This window comes from Streptomyces sp. NPDC031274 (genome assembly GCF_055570235.1).
Map to the genome: position 1 here is coordinate 236,909 of NZ_JBVIHP010000006.1, position 15,324 is coordinate 252,232.

The window sequence follows — 15,324 nt, forward strand, 5'->3', positions numbered from 1 at the left end:
CCTTGGCGTAGCTAGTGGTTCTTGGCCCAGAGGGCGTACTGCTGGCGGACGTAGTGGCGTGAGTCGCAGATGACGGGCGTGTCATCCAGGTCCATCAGGTGCAGCGCTGCGGCGTCGGCGGCGTCCGTCGCGTCGGTGCGTGGGGTGGCGGGGTCGTCCTGGAGCGCGATGCGGTCCAGGACTGCGGCCTTGCGCAGGTAGAACTCCCGCTCTAGTTCGGTGAAGCACTCAGCAGCGGCCACGGTGCGGGCGGTGCGGGCGGTCCAGCCGATTTCGCTGACGATGCTGGGGGCGTCCGTGTAGGCCTGCTCGGGGGTGGGCCAGTGGTTCTGGTCGGTCGGTGTGGCGGTGGGCAGGTGGTCGGCGTGCAGGTAGAGGCGGTGCTGCGTGCTGTCTGGGTTGGGGTAGACGGTTACGGTGCCCGCCTGGAAGGTGCGATCCAGGGCGGCGACGACGTGGTCGGTGTCGGCGGGGGCGCAGATGACACGGATCTCGAACACGGGGGCTCCTGTCAGCCGAAGTGGTTGCGCTTGATGACGGCCTTGCGGATGTTGAAGGTGTTGCCGCCGGAACCACGTGGGGCGAGGACCTGGGCGGCGATGAAGCCGCCGAAGATGACGGCGGCCAGGATGATGAGTTGGGTGATGAGTGCGGTGAGTGCGGCGATGAATGTGGTGAGCAGGAGCAGGCCGCCGCAGATGGCGCCGAAGCCGATGCCGCCGAGCGCGATGTTCACCGCCGCCCGCGAGACGAGCGGCTTGGCGACGGCCGGTTCGGGCTTGGCGGCGTCGATGGCGTAGCCGGTGACCACGCGGCCGTCGGGCAGCACGATGGACTGCACGGCCGCCACCTGGCCGTTGGCCGGAGCGGGCACGAGCGGCGCGGCCTGTACCGGGGTGATGGAGGTGGGTTGGTGGACGGTCACGGCCCGTTCCATGGGCACGTGCGGGCGGTGTTCGGGTTGCATGCGGAATCCCTTCCGGGGCGGGGTCAGGGAGGCGGAGGCACCCCCTGCCGGGGTGCGTGTGGAGGGGGTTTCAGGGGTGCTGACCTGCGGGCCTCCCTGCCTCCCTGAACGATCATTCGTGCAGGTCAGGGCCAGGGAGGCGGGTCAGGGAGGCGGTCAGGGAGTTCTCCCTGCCTCCCTGACCCGAGAGAGTGCGCCTCCCTCTACTTCGCGGTGGAAGCGGAACCCTCGTCGTCGCGGTTGGCGAGGGCGCGGGCGAGGCGGTCGGCGGCGATGACCCTGCGGCCATCCGACTTGTAGGGCTCGGCCCCGGTGCCGTCCAGAACGCGCGTCAGGTCGACGAACGACCAGCCGCCGTAGGCGTCTTCGCTCAGTGCGGTGAGCCGCTTGAGGACGTCTTGGGTGAGCAGCCGCGGGGCGTCGCCGAGCACGGCGGCGATGTCGGCGAGCGGGTCGCGCTGCTCACCGCGCTCGATGACGTGCAGGGTGGTGACCCCGTCGCGCAGCCGCTTGGCGCGCTCGGCGATCTCGAAGGCCTGCGGGTCGGTGTCGATGAAGTGCGTGCGCACCGTCACCGATGCCTGCCCGTCGGGGATCTCGATGCCGTCAGAGGCGACCACGAGAGTGCCCTTGTCCTTGCCGGGGCGCAGCAGGTGCGGGGCGGCCCCGCCGTCCACGGCCTTGTCGCCCAGCGCCATGCGGGCCTGGGGTTCGCTGCCCAGGGCGAGCGAGGCACGCGTGTGGGCGCCCTCGCGGACCAGCTTGGGCAGGTTCTGGTCGGTGGGGTCCTGGGTGCCCTGCCACAGCAGGACGTTGACCGCGCGCCCCTGGTTATGAATCTTGCGGGCGGCCATGTAGTAGCGGGAGGTGGCCTTGGAGCCGCCGTAGGGCTTCTTGTGCTCGTCCACGGCCGGGCACATGAACGCCACCTGTGCCTCGTCCACGATGATGACCAGGGGCGGGAACTGGGTTCCGGGCGGTGCCTGGATGCGGCGGTTCATCTCCTGAACCCCGTCCTCAACCATCTCGGTCACCTCGATGACGTGGTCATCGGTCGGCCCTTGCATGAGCCTGGTGGCCAGGCCATCGAACATGGCCCAGTCACCCACGCCCTTGAGGTCACCGACCCAGAACTGAACCGTGCGATCCAGCGCGAGCCACAGCGCGAGCGCCCGCAGGGCGGCGGTCTTGCCCTGGTTGGACAGCCCCGTGACCAGCACGTGGCGCTGATACAGGCTCAGTGCGGCGGCATCCCCGCGCAGGTCCTGGCCCCAGGGGGCGCGGCCCTTGGTGTAGTCGGCGGTCATCGTCTCGTCCGTGGCCAGCGGGGAGGGGCCGATCGGCTCGTCCAGCGCGCCGGAGTCGGCGACCCACAGCCGGACCGTACGGGCGGCCTGGGGGATGGTGATGAACACTTCGTGCTCGTGCCGGGCCAAATTTTCGGCGAGCTTCTGCCGGCGCTTTTGGACCTCGATCGTGGAGACCCCGGAGGGGAGGGTGACGTCGACCTCGACGCCGCATCCGGCGATCGTGATCGGGCCCAGCATCGCGGCCCCGGCATCGCCCATCTCCTTGATGGCGTTGCGCAGTGCGGGCACTCCCAGATCCCGCAGTGCCTTGACCACGATCGAGGGGGTGATGGGCTCACCGTCGCCGTTGCGCACCCGTTCCGGCAGTGCCCAGTTCGGGGCGGCCTGCTGATGACGGCCCACACCCCACAGGGCGAGCAGCGCCATGAACGGGCCGAGGGTGACCAGTGGTCCCCAGACGACGGTGACGATGGTGATGAGGAGCTTGATGAGGCCGATGACGGCCATGAGCGGCGTGAGGGTGTCGGCGACGTCCTCGTTGGCGATCGCCAGGGCCACGCCGAGTGCGATCAGGGCGCCGATGCTCATGCCGGTGCCGACCGCCACACCCTTGGCCGCATCCACCGGGGAGCGCAGCAGGTCCATGCGGCGCTGGTGGCGGGCGGCGCGGAACTGGCGCCCGCGCTCCTCCCACTCGGCCGCCACCTCGTAGTTCCCGGCCGCTTCGGCGGCGCGGAGCATGCGTTCGTAGCGGGCGGCGGTCTTGCCGTCCCAGGTGCGGCGGGCCACGATCCGCGTGCCGCCCGCGACGTACATGGTGTGGCGCACCGCCAACCGGCCCGCACCCTTGGTGCGTTCGTGGGTGGCCGCCTGCCGCAGGGCGCGTCCGGAGCGCACCCACAGCGGCACGATCGGCACGGGCGAAGCGTCCGGCATGGGCGGGACGACGGTCAGTGTCGGTGGGGTGTCGGTGGTGGGAGGGTCGGGGTTCTTGTGCAGGTGAACGACGTTCTCGCTCATGACGGAGCGACTCCTGACTACCCCTGTCGGGGCGGGAAGTTGAGGGGCACCGGGGCACCGGTGAAGGAGGGGCCGCCCCGGCGGGGGCACGCTCACCACCAGCCGGAAGACTTCTTGGCGGCCTTGGCGGCGGCGGCCTCGTTCACGACGCGCTGCCGCTCGACCTGCAGGGCGGCGATCTCGGCGTTGAGGCGGGTGGCGGCCGCGCCCCAGGTGGTGTCGGCCTGCTCCTCGCTGCGGGCTCCGCTCTTGCCGCGTGCGACCTTCACGGAGCCGCTCGCGGCGGCGGCGAGCAGGGCACGCCGCTCACGGCCGGTCAGCGGCCACATCTGGCGCTGCTCGGCCGCTTCGAGCTTGCGGGTCGTCGCCCGGATCTCGCGGTCAAGGCGGCGGGTATCGGGCTTGCCCATGGTCAACCCCTCCTCAGAGGCATGCGGGTGACGGACGAGTACGGGGTGGCGGGCATCAGGCCACCGCCCCAGCGCGCTCGGCGCGCAACGTCTCGCGCAGGGTGCGGGCGTTCTTCGGCGACGTGCGCACCGCCAGGCGGATGCCTTCGGCCGTCAACTTCGCCTCCGGCCATCCGGCCGTCACCGTGCGCGCCTCATCGAGCAGCTGCTCCGGGGTGCGCCTGGGCCGGGGCGATCGGGCGACATCGGGGACCCGACCAGTGGCCCGACGCGATCGGGGCGACTCGGCGGCCACCGCCCGCGACTCGATCGGCCCGACCGGGCTCAGCTCGATCGCCGGGACGGGCTTGAGCGGCAGGGCCGACTTCAAGAAGCCGACCGATACCGGATCCGGCAGCGACACGGGGTTCGCGGTGATCGGCTTAGGGGTCGATACCGGCAGGTCAGCGGTAGACCGATTCCTCATGGTCTCGGTAGATTCCTCCGCAATCGCGGTCGGCTGCTCGATCGGGGCGGGGCGGTGGTGCAGGACCTTGGCGACCAGATCGGAGCCGAAGTAGATCGACCCGACCGGCAGCGACGTCGCCAGCAGCACCAGCGCCCAGTTGGCGGGGTCCCAGTCGGCGAGCCGTCCCCAGTCGACCGTGCGGCCGTGCAGCTCGGGAACCAGTCCGTGCACGTAGTTGAGGACGAGTGAAGCGAGCGTGTAGGTGCCCAGCACCCGCAGCGCAAAGGTCCGGTCCCGACCGGCGAGGACAAGCGTGGCGACCAGGGCCAGCGCCATCAATCCGTCGACCACGAACGGGTAAAGCGTCGCAGCCGTGTGGTCGGCGCCCACCGCGCCCGCGATGTCGCGCAACGCGTTCCACGAGACGCGAAAGGCCATGGCGACCACCGCGACGAGTGCGGCGACCAGGAGGATCTTTCCCTTGCGGTTCATGCCGCGCCCCCGATCGCGAGCAGTGCGGCGAGGACGAGCAGCGCGCCGCCCGCACAGGTCAGGTCGACCGCCCGCTTCAGCCCGGTGAACTTGGCGACGGCGATGCGGGACAGGCCCGCGATGTCCGCGCTCAGGTCCGTGGCCAGGGTGGCGCTGATCTCCTCAGCGGTGAGCGTGGCCCACAGCGGGAAGCCGTGACGGCCACCCAGGTTGGGGCGCACCGACCGCAGCAACAGACCGGCCGCAGCGAGCAGCAGCGCCGTACCGAGCCCGCCCACCAGATAGGCGGGCGGCGTGAGGGGCGTGTCCTTGGCGACCGTCCAGGTTCCGGCGAGCAGCGCGCCCACGAAGGCGAGCAGCAGACTGGTCTTGGTGTCGGTCCGCGCGATCTCGGCCTTCACCTCGGCGTGCGCGGCCGTCAGCTTCGACTCGATGGCACTCACGCGCCCACCCCCGCACCGACCGTGGCGGCGGCGTTGGCGAGGGCCACGCGGGCGGCGAGGGCCTGGCGGCGGGCCCGGCGAAGGCGCCGCGCATCCAGCTCGGTGGGCGTGCGGTCGATGGTGATGATCTGCGCGTCCAGCAGCTCGACATCGGCCAGGATGACGGGCATCTCCAGCTCGATGGAGTCCAGCTCAGCGACCGTGGGCTCCCTCCACGGCTCGAAGGCGGTAACAGCGTCCTGAACAGTGACGATGTGCTTCATGGGTCGTGTTCTCCCTAGCAGGTGGCAACGGCCCCAAAAGCACCCCCGGAGTTACAGCTCCGGGGGTGCGCGCCGTTGAAGAGAAGCCGCTCAGAGTGCGGCGATGCGGTCAGCGAGTGCGACCGCCGTGCCCCGACCGGGAGTCGAACCCGGCCTTGCGACCATCGGGGCGATCGTGCGGGGGCGGCGGTCTAGCGGTTGAAGGTCATGTTGAGTCCGCCGTGGTGGTCGCCGTTGATCACGTGCGCGGTGCTGTTCTCGCCGGTGACCACGACGCTGTTGTTGATGACCTGGCCACCACCCGTACTGACGACCTGGGCGCCGTTGGCGTCGGTGACCGTTCCCGCGTCGCCGTTGTGGATCTCGTTGTGCTGGGCCATGAGGTATCTCCATCTCAGAGGTGCGGTGCATGAATGAGCAGTGCAGTGCGAAATGCCGGGGCGGGGGGAGGCTGGCTTAGATCGGGTGGTTGGGCTGCCAGGTACCGGCCTTGGCCCGCGCCAGCTCGTCGAGGTACTCGTCGGTGGCCTCTCGCATGCTCTGCGCGCGGGGCGCACCGACCTCTTCCAACGCCTTCGCGGCACCGTGCGCCGAGACGATGTCCGCCTTGATGTCGGCGATCAGATCGGCCTGGGCGATGCTTCCGGGCTTCATGAAATGGCGTGCGGTCACAGCGGCCTCCTTGGCTGAAGGTGCGGAGCGGGCGGGCTGACGGCTCCCCTTGCCGCCCGGGTCACCGGGCGACGCGGGCAGCCGTCAGCGCTGCACGACGGCCTTGGCCAGGTCCCGGTGCAAGACGGTCACGGAGTGCCCGGCGGCGGTGAGCTGCTCGGCCAGGGCGCGGGCGAAGGTGGGGGCGCGGTGGCGGCCACCCGCACATCCGTCGGCGACGGTGATGGTTCCGGCGCTCGGCCCGGAGGCGAACGCGGCGACCGCCGTGGCGGTGGCGTTCACCAGGTCGGTGATGCCGTGCGTGCCGAGCACGGCGGTACGTACCGGCTCGTCGTCGGCGGTCATGTACCGCAGTTCCGGCGAGACGTGCGGGTCGCGGAAGTGGTGGCGCAGGTCGATGGTCAGATGCGCGGCGGGCGGGGCGTCGTGCAGGTAGCCGAACGAAACGATCTCAACAGCACTCATGAAGGTCTCCCAGGAAGCGAAGGGGTGTTCCGGCTCCCCTCAGCGCTGCTCGTACGAGACGAGCAGCGGAGGCAACCGGCGCAGCGCTGAACTGCGGGGATGCGAGGTCTTGCGGATGTCTCCTTCCGGGAACACGAGCTCCCGGTGCAGGCGTATGGAGACGTGACCTTTCGGTCTAAGCCCTCCGGCTGACAAGGCGCCGGGAACCTCCCCCCGTCCGATGCGGGGCTCCTGGATGTGCACCACCGCCGGAAGCGAGTCCGCCATCTGGTGCGCACCAAAATCATGCAACTGGTGCGCACCAGAGTCAAGAAGCTTCGCCGATTCGAGTGGCGCTCGACCCTGCGGTGCATCTACAGAAGACCGGTTCGGGGAAGGGTCCCGGTAGTCAACAGGGCTTAACTTCCTTTCTGTTAACCCCTGTTGACCTGCGGCGATGTAAGGCATGCTGAAAAGATCAGTGAGTGGATCTATCGCCGGAGGGCGGCCTGTGAGTTCAGGACTTCGGAGTGCACGAACGGCGCGAGGCTGGTCTCAGGAGCGACTGGTTCGCGAGATCGAGCAGTACGCCCGATGGCACATCACCGATGTCGCCTCGACTGCGAGTCTGCGCGTGTACGTCTCCGAGTGGGAGAACGGCAAGCGCACCATCTCGGACCGATACGCGACAGTCCTGCGGCAACTTCTCGGGATCACTGACACAGAGTTGAGGGGTGGTCCGCTCGCGGCCGCTCCATCGACGACCGACGGGTACGACGACCTGTTGAGCAGGATCGACTCGGCTCACAGCGTCGGGGAATCGATGGTGAAGACGTTCAACGATCAGACCGAGCTACTGCGCACCATGGACCGCCAGATGGGCGCCGCCGGTCTCGTGGACCAGATGGCGGGGCATCTCGCAGCTCTTGAAGACGCGCTGAACTTCGCAGTGCTCCCTAGCGCGCGCCGACCGGTGGCGCTTGCGCTCGCCGGAGCGTCGACGCTTGCCGCATGGCAGGCCATCGACTCAGGGGCCGTCGAGCGGGCCTGGAAGCACTACGAGCTCGCCAAGCGGGCAGCGCGCGATGCCGAGGCTCCGATGTACCTCGCTCACGCGATGGGAGAGCAGGCGTACGTGCTCTGCGAGGCGGGTCGGCCGGCACTCGGGCTGGAGCTCGTCCGTGATGCTCAACGTGCCCTTGGTCAGAACGGGTCGCCTCGCCTTTGGGCGTGGTTGTACGCCGCTGAAGCAGAGCTGTGCGCTCATGCTGGAATGCCTGATGACTGCCGACGCGCACTCGACGCGGCGGCGGCGAGCATCCCAACGGGGGCTGGGGACAGAGATCCGGACATGCTGAGCATCTTCCTCAACGGCGGTCACCTCGCCCGATGGCGAGGCAACGTCCTTGGCCTGTTGGGTGACGCCGAAGCGGTCACCAGCCTGTACGGGGCCCTAGAGGTGGTGGACCCGACCTTCGTCCGTGCGCAGGCCGGACTCCACACAGATCTCGCTCAAGCTCACTTGGCGCGGGCCGAGTACGACGACGCGAGCACCAATCTGAGAAAGGCGCGGCTACTGGCGAGCCGCACCGGTTCGGTGCGGCAGCGCCGCCGTGTCGACCTCCTCAGCGAGCGGCTGTAGCCCCCTGCTTGCCCCGGCTCGCGAGGATGTGGAGCAAGGCCACGAGGGTCCCAGAGCCCATCAACTCACCTCGGGCCATGAGCCCCGGAATGTCGGCCAGTGGTACCCACTCGATGTGGCCCGCTTCTTCGAGATCCGTCGGAGCGCCAACCCGCTCGGCGCCGTGGCCAACGAAGATCTCATGGGGCGAGTCGACCATGCCGACCATGGGCTGATAGGTGACGACGTGTTCGACAGACTTCGGGCGCCACCCTGTCTCTTCCTCGACCTCCCGGAGCGCCGTGGCCGCAGGGTCTTCCCCCTCGTCCACGATGCCGCCCGGAAGCTCCCATCCCCACTGCTGCGGAACGAAGCGGTAGCGCCACATCATCAACACTCGGTCCTGGTCGTCCAGAACCGCAGTGACAGCTACATGGTGCAGCTTCACCACGTGATGCTCGAATCGCTTCACACCAGGCGGCTCCACGTCCCAAAGCTGGAGCTTGACCCAGCGGTTGTCGTAGAGATCCCGCTCACCGTGGATGATCCACGGTTCCAACCCCTCAGGCGTCTCGACACTCACCGCGCCGGGCACGCGGTACGAACTCCTGCCTCGAACCTCCAAGGCGCCTTCTGTCACGAGTCGGGCGAGGACCTGTCGGAGCGCCGTCCGGCCGATGCTGAGCTCATCCGAGAGCGTTCGCTCTGAGGGCATCTTGTCGCCGGGGGCGTAGTCGCCTGAGGCGAGTCGAGCACGAATCGTCTCGTAGACCTTGGCCGTCTTCGGTCCCATCCGTGGAGCACTCTCCATTCTGAGGTGGTGCGTACCAGCGTAACGGGCAAGGGCCGCGTCACTTCCGGGTGCGTTTATGAGCGAACCTCCTGAGGTTCTCAAGGTCGAGGCGAGCCATGGAGTGGAATCGCCTACCTGATGTCGATGACGTGGGCACGACGGGCGCGAACAGGTCAGCCCCGACTCAGGGGAGATTTGGCCGAATTGCCTGGAATGGCCCCCATGCGATGTTCGCCCCTCTGCCAACCCCTAGGGTATTGAATTCAACACTCCCATTAGTCACCTGCATTTCCCTAAAAGATATATCACCAGCTTCAAATCGAGCATTTTCAAAAGTGAATATCCCGCCGTCGATTCGCGCTCCAACGAATGAAAGTTTCGCTCCTTCCGCCACCTGTGCACTTCGGAATGAAACCTCACACCTTTCGAAGTGTGGGGAATTGAAGACAATCCCGCCACCGCGAATCTTGATTCCATCGAATGATATATCGCTACCCCCGAAACGCGTAAGGTGAAAACGCACCGCCCCATTCACGAAATGAGCGCGAGAGAAGTTGACTGTATCGCAATCAAAAAATGCTATAAAGAATACAACTTCACCCCCCAGGAACTTCGCATCGCTAAAGTCGAGATACCTTCCGATGAACCGAGTATTCACGAACGAGACGCTCCCCGAATCTCCCCCTTCGAAGCGCGCTCCCTTAAAAGAGAAATTGCCTAAGAATCGAACAGCGCTAAAGGAGACCTCACAGTCAGTGAACCACGATCCACCCAGGTCACCGCCGTCAAAAATAGCTCCACTGAAGTCCAGAGGGCGGCCACACCACGTTGTCGGAGATTCTGGATCATTAAGATGGTCACGGATACTTCGAATTATGGTAAGCCGCACCTCCTGCTCACCTTCTTTGAATCCATCCTCGACAGGATCAAAGACATAAGGCATGCGTAAGTAGGCACAAAATACATCGATGCAGACCTGTCGCTGTTCCGGCCAGTCATCTGCTAGACGTGCCATCGCATAGACACCTGCAAGCCTTACCGCTGCTCGCTCATGACCTAGCTGTTCAGCCGCTGTGGAATACCGATCGGCAAGCTGACCGGCGTCCGCCCTGTGTGAATCACCTTCACTCAGGAGTTGCTTTCGGTAGGCATAGACGCCAGCCAGCACAGCACCTACCAGCGTTAACGCCGTGACCGTCGCTTTAATGGCATCATTAACGTCAACCGACTTACCGCTCTCCTTTCCCGTTTCGAGTAGTGCATAGACGCCTTGATAGATGCCGTAGGCGAGTAATCCCGCGACGATCAAGACCCCGGGGGCTACAAGCCACACCGGCCATAGGTTGGGGGTGTGCCGACCTTGCTGCAATTGTCGACGTCGTCGGAAACCAGGCATGTTCCGAAGCATGAAGCACCCAGCCGCTGTCCGGAACGGAGAGTCAGGGTCGATGACGGCAGTCGATGACGCCAACAGAGGTGAACATCGCGGGATCTGAGCGGGCACTCGCACACGCTGTGGAGCCGGGATCCACCCCTCAGGGCAGGTCGGTGGACACCGGGCCGAAACTTGTAAGGCAGGTGTCAACGGTTCGGCCTATCCACGATCCAACACGAGAGGGGCTCGACCGATGGCGGCCGAGGCGGATTGAATTCGGACTCTCACCAGCAACGGCAACCCTCCATCGCCGGGCCGTCCGTGGGCCGTCCGAGGGTGGCCCAGGACGACCAAGAACGACCAACGACAACGGCTACCGAGCAGCTCCGCAGCGGGATGCCGGGCAGCACTGCATCCCGCTGCAAGGGCAGTTCAATACCAGCGCTACTGAGGCGCACGTCCCGCACACCCCTCGCGCGCACACGCCCTGAACCGGCAGCACGCGCCCCCTTGTTGACGCACCGCATGGCTGCGACTCTGAGAGTCCCCCCACTTGTGAACTTGTGAATCGCTTCTCTTGCGGTCCACTCAGGAGGTGGCTCAGCCCATGCTCGTCCGCGACGCCATGAGCACGACGGTCCTCACCATCGGCCCCGCCCACACGCTGCACCAGGCGGCCCGTCTGATGTCGACGCGCCGCGTCGGCGCTGCCGTCGTCCTCGACCCCGACACCTACGGCCTCGGAATCCTGACCGAGCGCGACGTCCTCATCTCGGTCGGCCTCGGCCAGAACCCGGACACCGAGACAGCCGGCACGCACACCACGACCGATGTCGTCTTCGCCGCACCGTCATGGACCCTGGAGGCGGCGGCCGACGCCATGTCGCACGGCGGCTTCCGCCATCTGATCGTGCTGGAGGGGAACGAACCGGCGGGCATCGTCTCGGTCCGCGACATCATCCGCTGCTGGGCCCCGAGCAGGCAGCGCGTGGCGACACTCACCGGGTGAACGAAAGGTGGGCCGGACCCCCGAAGGGGCCCGGCCCACCTGCTCTCCCCTCAGCCGCGAAGGGCCTGGACCGCGGCTTCGAGGCGCTTGCCGAAGTCACCGTCCGCCTGACGGAAGTTGTTGATCGCGCGCTCGGCGATGTCGTCGCGCGAGACACCCGCGATGTTGCCCGCGAGGTTCTCGATCAGACGGCCCTTCTCGTCCTCGGACATCTTGCGGTAGAGGTTGCCCGCCTGTACGAAGTCGTTGTCCTCGGCGTGCGAGGGGGCTTCGTGGTTGCCGGTGCCACCGCTGACCGGGGTGGTCACCCAGAGCGGCCGGTCCGTCTGGAAGGGGCCGCCGAAGGAGTTCGGCTCGTAGTTCTTCGTGCCCTTGTGGCGGCCGTCGTACAGCGCGCCGTCACGGGAGTTGGTGCGCGCCTCGGTGGCGTGCGGGCGGTTCACCGGCAAGTGGTCGGCGTTGATGCCGACGCGGTAGCGGTGGGCGTCGCCGTACGCGAAGAGGCGGCCCTGGAGCATCTTGTCCGGGGACGGGCCGATGCCGGGAACGAAGTGCGCGGGCGAGAAGATGCTCTGCTCGACCTCGGCGAAGATGTTCTCCGGGTTGCGGTTGAGCTCCAGCTTGCCGATCTCGATCGGCGGGTAGTCCTCGTGCGGCCACACCTTGGTGAGGTCGAACGGGTTGAAGCGGTAGTTCGCCGCCTCGGCCGCGGGCATGATCTGCACCTGCACGGTCCAGGACGGGAAGTCGCCGCGCTCGATGGCCTCGCGCAGGTCGCGCTGGTGGGAGTCGGCGTCCTCACCGGCGAGTACGGCCGCGTCGGCGGCGGTGAGGTTCTTGATCCCCTGGTCGGTCTTGAAGTGGTACTTGACCCAGAAGACCTCGCCGGCCTCGTTGTTCCACTGGTACGTGTGCGAGCCGTACCCGTTCATGTGGCGCAGCGTCGCCGGGATGCCGCGGTCACCGAAGAGCCAGGTGACCTGGTGGGTCGACTCGGGGCTCAGGCCCCAGAAGTCCCAGACGTTGTCGGCTTCCTGCGAGCCCGTGTACGGGTCGCGCTTCTGCGTGTGGATGAAGTCGGGGAACTTGATGGCGTCCTTGATGAAGAAGACGGGGGTGTTGTTCCCGACCAGGTCGTAGTTCCCCTCCTCCGTGTAGAACTTCAGCGCGAAGCCACGCGGGTCGCGCACGGCGTCGGCGGAGCCGAGGTTGCCTGCGACGGTGGAGAACCGGAGGAAGGTCTCCGTCTGCTTGCCGACCTCGGAGAGGAACTTCGCACGCGTCCACTGCGAGACGTCGCGGGTCAGCGTGAAGGTGCCGTACGCACCGGCGCCGCGCGCGTGGACGATGCGCTCCGGGATGCGCTCGCGGTTGAAGTGCGCGAGTTTCTCAAGCAGCGCCTGATCCTGGACGAGTACCGGACCGCCGACACCAGCGGTCTCGCTGTTCTGGTTGTCGGCGACCGGCGCGCCGGCCTCCGTGGTGAGCGGTCCCTGCGTCACGTGCGCCTCCTGCGTCATTTCCTGCAAGTCCTGTCCTTTGGCGACTGCCCTCGGCGTTGGCCTGGGGCGTTTGCCCTTGGCTTCCGCCCAACCCGATCCTACGATGGACTTTGTCTAAGTCAAGTAAACATCCAAAGTCACACATCGTCGGGACTTAGGTCCCCCACCTGTTAGGCTGGTTCTCATGAGCGACCTGTTGGAACGACTGCGCGGACGCGGCTGGCGCATGACCGCGCAACGACGCGTCGTGGCCGAGGTGCTCGACGGGGACCACGTACACCTGACCGCGGACGAGGTGCACGCCCGCGCCGTGGGCAGGCTGCCGGAGATCTCCCGCGCGACCGTCTACAACACCCTGGGCGAGCTGGTGACCCTCGGCGAGGTCCTCGAGGTCTCGACGGACCGCAGGGCCAAGCGGTACGACCCGAACGCCCACCGCCCCCACCAGCACCTGGTGTGCGCCCAGTGCGGCACGATCCGCGACGTCCACCCCACGGGCAACCCCTTGTCCAGCCTCCCCGACTCGGAACGCTTCGGCTTCACGATCGAGGGCGCGGACGTCACATACCGAGGCACCTGCCCGAACTGCGCGGCGGCGTAGCACTCCTTCTTCGTACGTTCACGAGAGCCCCCGGAGCCACGAGGCACCGGGGGCTCTCGTGGTTCACGGGCAGGCATTCCGCGCGGCGGGACGGGTGGACACACGCCACCCACGGCCCGCGGGTGACCGCGAATCCCGGCCAGGCCCCACCCCTTCCGGAATCTGACGGTGCGTCATATCGTCGGCGGGCCCATATCCGCCCGCCCTCCGCAAGGAGAACCCCGTGGGAGATCCGCACCCCAAACTAGAAGCCCACGCAGTGACAAGAACGTTCGGCCGCGGCGCCAAGGCCGTGGACGCGCTGGGCCCCGTGGACCTGGAGATCGCTCCAGGAGAATTCACCTGCGTAGTCGGCCCCTCCGGCTGCGGGAAATCAACCCTGCTCCGCATAGCCGCAGGCCTCCTGCGCCCCAGCAACGGGGAGCTGAAGATCCGCACCGCGGACCCGCGCCCCGCCGCGATGATCTTCCAGGACTACGGCATCTACGACTGGAAGACGGTCCAGGCCAACGTCCGCTTCGGCCTGGACATCCAGAAAGTCCCCCGCCGGGAGGCGGACGCCCGGGTCGAGGACTGGCTCACCCGCCTGGGCCTCGCCGACTTCGCCGACGCCTACCCCGCCACCCTCTCCGGCGGCATGCGCCAACGCGTGGCCATCGCCCGCGCCCTGGCCGTGGAGCCCGAGATCCTCCTGATGGACGAGCCGTTCGCGGCCCTGGACGCCCAGCTCCGCACGATCCTCCAGGACGAACTCCTCGACCTCACCCAGACCACCCGCACCACCACCCTCTTCATCACCCACAGCCTCGAAGAGGCGATCGTGCTCGGCGACCGCGTCCTGGTGATGTCCGCACGTCCGGGCCGCGTCATCGCCGAACGCCGCCCGCCGTTCCCGCGCCCTCGCTCCGGCGACGTACGCGCGTCCCCCGAATTCACCGCCCTCAAGGGCGAGTTGTGGGAGCTGCTGCGCGGCGAGGTGGTCCGCGAGGACGAGGCGGCCCTGGCATGACGACGGCCACCCCACGCAGAGCGACCGACTCCGAGGACGGTGTGCTCGTCCGCAGGCCAGGCCCTCAGGAGCTCCACCCCACCCGCACCCACCGCAGGCGCCGCACCCTGGAGATCGGCCTCGCCGTCGCCGTCCCCCTCGCCCTGATCCTCCTCTGGCAGCTCGCCGCCACCCAGAGCTGGATCGACGACCGCGTCTATCCCGCTCCCCAGACCATCGTCGAGGACGGCTGGCAGCGCGCGGCGGACGGCGATCTGTGGCCGGACGTCCGGGCCACGCTGGGGCGCGTGCTCGCCGGCTACGCGATCGGCACGGTCAGCGGCTACGCGCTCGGCCTCCTCATGGGCTCCCTCTCCCTCGTACGCGCGGCCCTCGAACCACTTCTGGACGCGCTGTACGTCGTACCGAAGCTGGCCCTGCTGCCCGTCTTCCTGAACATGTTCGGCCTCGGTGAGGGCCCGCAGATCGCGCTCGTGGCGGCGACCGTCTTCTTCTTCGTCTGGATCTCGACGATGGCGGCGGTGCTTGCCGTACCCTCCGGCCACCGCGACGCGGGCCAGGTCTTCGGCGCGTCGCCGTGGCAGATGTTCCGCCACGTCCTGCTGCCCGCCTCGCTGCCCGCCGTGCTCGTCGGCGCGCGGATCGCGGCGGGCGTCGCCGTGCTGGTGATCGTCGCGTCGGAGCAGATCGCGGCGGCGAACGGCCTCGGCCATCTGATCTTCGACTCCCGGGCGCTGTTCCAGAACGACGTGATGTTCGTCGGCATCGTCTGCGTCGCCGTACTCGGCGTCGTCTTCTCCGAACTGGTGCGGATCGCGGGACGGTTGCTCACTCCCTGGGCTCCGCGCGACCGCGGCCGAAGCCAGTCATGAACTGCCATGAACCGCCATGAACCGTCATGAGCCAGTCATGAGTCCGTCATGAACCATTCGTACGCGTACGGAG

General features: G+C 67.6%; 18 protein-coding genes. 5 read left to right on the forward strand and 13 right to left on the reverse strand.

All coding sequences use genetic code 11. The annotated features are described in order from the left end of the window. Positions 1-11 precede the first annotated feature (11 nt). The 10 genes from ACZ5CR_RS12865 to ACZ5CR_RS12910 form a co-directional block, all read right to left on the reverse strand. Positions 12-500: a hypothetical protein gene (locus tag ACZ5CR_RS12865; protein WP_468856682.1), complete on the reverse strand. Its 489-nt coding sequence runs from the start codon at positions 498-500 to the stop codon at positions 12-14. A gap of 11 nt (positions 501-511) precedes the next feature. Continuing rightward, complete coding sequence (locus ACZ5CR_RS12870; protein WP_468856684.1) at positions 512-967, reverse strand: hypothetical protein; 456 nt, start codon at positions 965-967, stop codon at positions 512-514. A gap of 203 nt (positions 968-1,170) precedes the next feature. Further along, positions 1,171-3,297 (reverse strand): ATP-binding protein, encoded by a 2,127-nt coding sequence (locus ACZ5CR_RS12875; protein WP_468856687.1) that lies wholly within the window; start codon positions 3,295-3,297, stop codon positions 1,171-1,173. 92 nt (positions 3,298-3,389) lie between these two features. Next, positions 3,390-3,707, reverse strand: a complete 318-nt coding sequence (locus ACZ5CR_RS12880) for a hypothetical protein (protein ID WP_468856689.1) — start codon at positions 3,705-3,707, stop codon at positions 3,390-3,392. A gap of 55 nt (positions 3,708-3,762) precedes the next feature. After that, positions 3,763-4,647 carry a DUF2637 domain-containing protein gene (locus tag ACZ5CR_RS12885; protein WP_468856692.1) on the reverse strand — a complete coding sequence of 295 codons (885 nt, stop codon included), beginning with the start codon at positions 4,645-4,647 and terminating at the stop codon, positions 3,763-3,765. Further along, positions 4,644-5,090 carry a Pycsar system effector family protein gene (locus ACZ5CR_RS12890; protein ID WP_468856694.1) on the reverse strand — a complete coding sequence of 149 codons (447 nt, stop codon included), beginning with the start codon at positions 5,088-5,090 and terminating at the stop codon, positions 4,644-4,646. Before ACZ5CR_RS12890 ends, ACZ5CR_RS12885 begins: the two co-directional genes overlap by 4 nt. Further along, the gene (locus ACZ5CR_RS12895; RefSeq protein ID WP_468856696.1) at positions 5,087-5,353 is read right to left on the reverse strand and encodes a DUF6284 family protein; all 267 of its coding nucleotides are present in this window, start codon (positions 5,351-5,353) and stop codon (positions 5,087-5,089) included. The genes ACZ5CR_RS12890 and ACZ5CR_RS12895 overlap by 4 nt, the downstream gene beginning before the upstream one ends. Before the next feature lie 191 nt (positions 5,354-5,544). Continuing rightward, complete coding sequence (locus ACZ5CR_RS12900; protein ID WP_468856698.1) at positions 5,545-5,733, reverse strand: hypothetical protein; 189 nt, start codon at positions 5,731-5,733, stop codon at positions 5,545-5,547. A gap of 76 nt (positions 5,734-5,809) precedes the next feature. Then, positions 5,810-6,025, reverse strand: coding sequence for a hypothetical protein (locus tag ACZ5CR_RS12905; RefSeq protein ID WP_468856700.1), 216 nt, complete (start codon positions 6,023-6,025; stop codon positions 5,810-5,812). Between the two features lie 84 nt (positions 6,026-6,109). Next, on the reverse strand, positions 6,110-6,490 hold the full coding sequence (locus ACZ5CR_RS12910; protein WP_468856702.1) for a RapZ C-terminal domain-containing protein: 381 nt from the start codon (positions 6,488-6,490) through the stop codon (positions 6,110-6,112). A gap of 490 nt (positions 6,491-6,980) precedes the next feature. On the opposite strand from ACZ5CR_RS12910, the gene ACZ5CR_RS12915 reads away from it, so the two are divergent. Then, on the forward strand, positions 6,981-8,111 hold the full coding sequence (locus tag ACZ5CR_RS12915) for a helix-turn-helix domain-containing protein (RefSeq protein ID WP_468856704.1): 1,131 nt from the start codon (positions 6,981-6,983) through the stop codon (positions 8,109-8,111). Here ACZ5CR_RS12915 and ACZ5CR_RS12920 read toward each other — a convergent pair. Together ACZ5CR_RS12920 and ACZ5CR_RS12925 are read right to left on the reverse strand one after the other, a co-directional pair. Next, complete coding sequence (locus ACZ5CR_RS12920) at positions 8,095-8,883, reverse strand: NUDIX domain-containing protein (RefSeq protein WP_468856706.1); 789 nt, start codon at positions 8,881-8,883, stop codon at positions 8,095-8,097. The genes ACZ5CR_RS12915 and ACZ5CR_RS12920 overlap by 17 nt on opposite strands. 184 nt (positions 8,884-9,067) lie before the next feature. Continuing rightward, positions 9,068-10,216: a pentapeptide repeat-containing protein gene (locus ACZ5CR_RS12925; protein WP_468856708.1), complete on the reverse strand. Its 1,149-nt coding sequence runs from the start codon at positions 10,214-10,216 to the stop codon at positions 9,068-9,070. 649 nt (positions 10,217-10,865) lie between these two features. Between ACZ5CR_RS12925 and ACZ5CR_RS12930 the strand changes: the two genes are divergently transcribed. Next, entirely contained in the window at positions 10,866-11,267 is a 402-nt protein-coding gene (locus ACZ5CR_RS12930; RefSeq protein WP_468856922.1) for a CBS domain-containing protein, read from the forward strand. Between the two features lie 50 nt (positions 11,268-11,317). On the opposite strand, the gene ACZ5CR_RS12935 is transcribed toward ACZ5CR_RS12930, so the two are convergent. Continuing rightward, the gene (locus ACZ5CR_RS12935) at positions 11,318-12,787 is read right to left on the reverse strand and encodes a catalase (protein WP_468856925.1); all 1,470 of its coding nucleotides are present in this window, start codon (positions 12,785-12,787) and stop codon (positions 11,318-11,320) included. Between the two features lie 166 nt (positions 12,788-12,953). On the opposite strand from ACZ5CR_RS12935, the gene ACZ5CR_RS12940 reads away from it, so the two are divergent. From ACZ5CR_RS12940 to ACZ5CR_RS12950, 3 genes are all read left to right on the forward strand, one after another. Continuing rightward, positions 12,954-13,370 (forward strand): Fur family transcriptional regulator, encoded by a 417-nt coding sequence (locus ACZ5CR_RS12940; protein ID WP_389903415.1) that lies wholly within the window; start codon positions 12,954-12,956, stop codon positions 13,368-13,370. A gap of 223 nt (positions 13,371-13,593) precedes the next feature. Further along, on the forward strand, positions 13,594-14,379 hold the full coding sequence (locus tag ACZ5CR_RS12945) for an ABC transporter ATP-binding protein (protein WP_468856711.1): 786 nt from the start codon (positions 13,594-13,596) through the stop codon (positions 14,377-14,379). Continuing rightward, positions 14,376-15,251, forward strand: coding sequence for an ABC transporter permease (locus ACZ5CR_RS12950; protein ID WP_468856713.1), 876 nt, complete (start codon positions 14,376-14,378; stop codon positions 15,249-15,251). The genes ACZ5CR_RS12945 and ACZ5CR_RS12950 overlap by 4 nt, the downstream gene beginning before the upstream one ends. Positions 15,252-15,324: the final 73 nt, after the last annotated feature.

Coding starts and splice junctions, on each gene's coding strand:
- ACZ5CR_RS12920 (WP_468856706.1), bottom strand. CDS start 8,883: ATGGGACCGAAGACGGCCAAGGTCTACGAGACGATTCGTGCTCGACTC.
- ACZ5CR_RS12885 (WP_468856692.1), bottom strand. CDS start 4,647: ATGAACCGCAAGGGAAAGATCCTCCTGGTCGCCGCACTCGTCGCGGTG.
- ACZ5CR_RS12930 (WP_468856922.1), top strand. CDS start 10,866: ATGCTCGTCCGCGACGCCATGAGCACGACGGTCCTCACCATCGGCCCC.
- ACZ5CR_RS12950 (WP_468856713.1), top strand. CDS start 14,376: ATGACGACGGCCACCCCACGCAGAGCGACCGACTCCGAGGACGGTGTG.
- ACZ5CR_RS12880 (WP_468856689.1), bottom strand. CDS start 3,707: ATGGGCAAGCCCGATACCCGCCGCCTTGACCGCGAGATCCGGGCGACG.
- ACZ5CR_RS12900 (WP_468856698.1), bottom strand. CDS start 5,733: ATGGCCCAGCACAACGAGATCCACAACGGCGACGCGGGAACGGTCACC.
- ACZ5CR_RS12940 (WP_389903415.1), top strand. CDS start 12,954: ATGAGCGACCTGTTGGAACGACTGCGCGGACGCGGCTGGCGCATGACC.
- ACZ5CR_RS12895 (WP_468856696.1), bottom strand. CDS start 5,353: ATGAAGCACATCGTCACTGTTCAGGACGCTGTTACCGCCTTCGAGCCG.
- ACZ5CR_RS12870 (WP_468856684.1), bottom strand. CDS start 967: ATGCAACCCGAACACCGCCCGCACGTGCCCATGGAACGGGCCGTGACC.
- ACZ5CR_RS12875 (WP_468856687.1), bottom strand. CDS start 3,297: ATGAGCGAGAACGTCGTTCACCTGCACAAGAACCCCGACCCTCCCACC.
- ACZ5CR_RS12935 (WP_468856925.1), bottom strand. CDS start 12,787: ATGACGCAGGAGGCGCACGTGACGCAGGGACCGCTCACCACGGAGGCC.
- ACZ5CR_RS12910 (WP_468856702.1), bottom strand. CDS start 6,490: ATGAGTGCTGTTGAGATCGTTTCGTTCGGCTACCTGCACGACGCCCCG.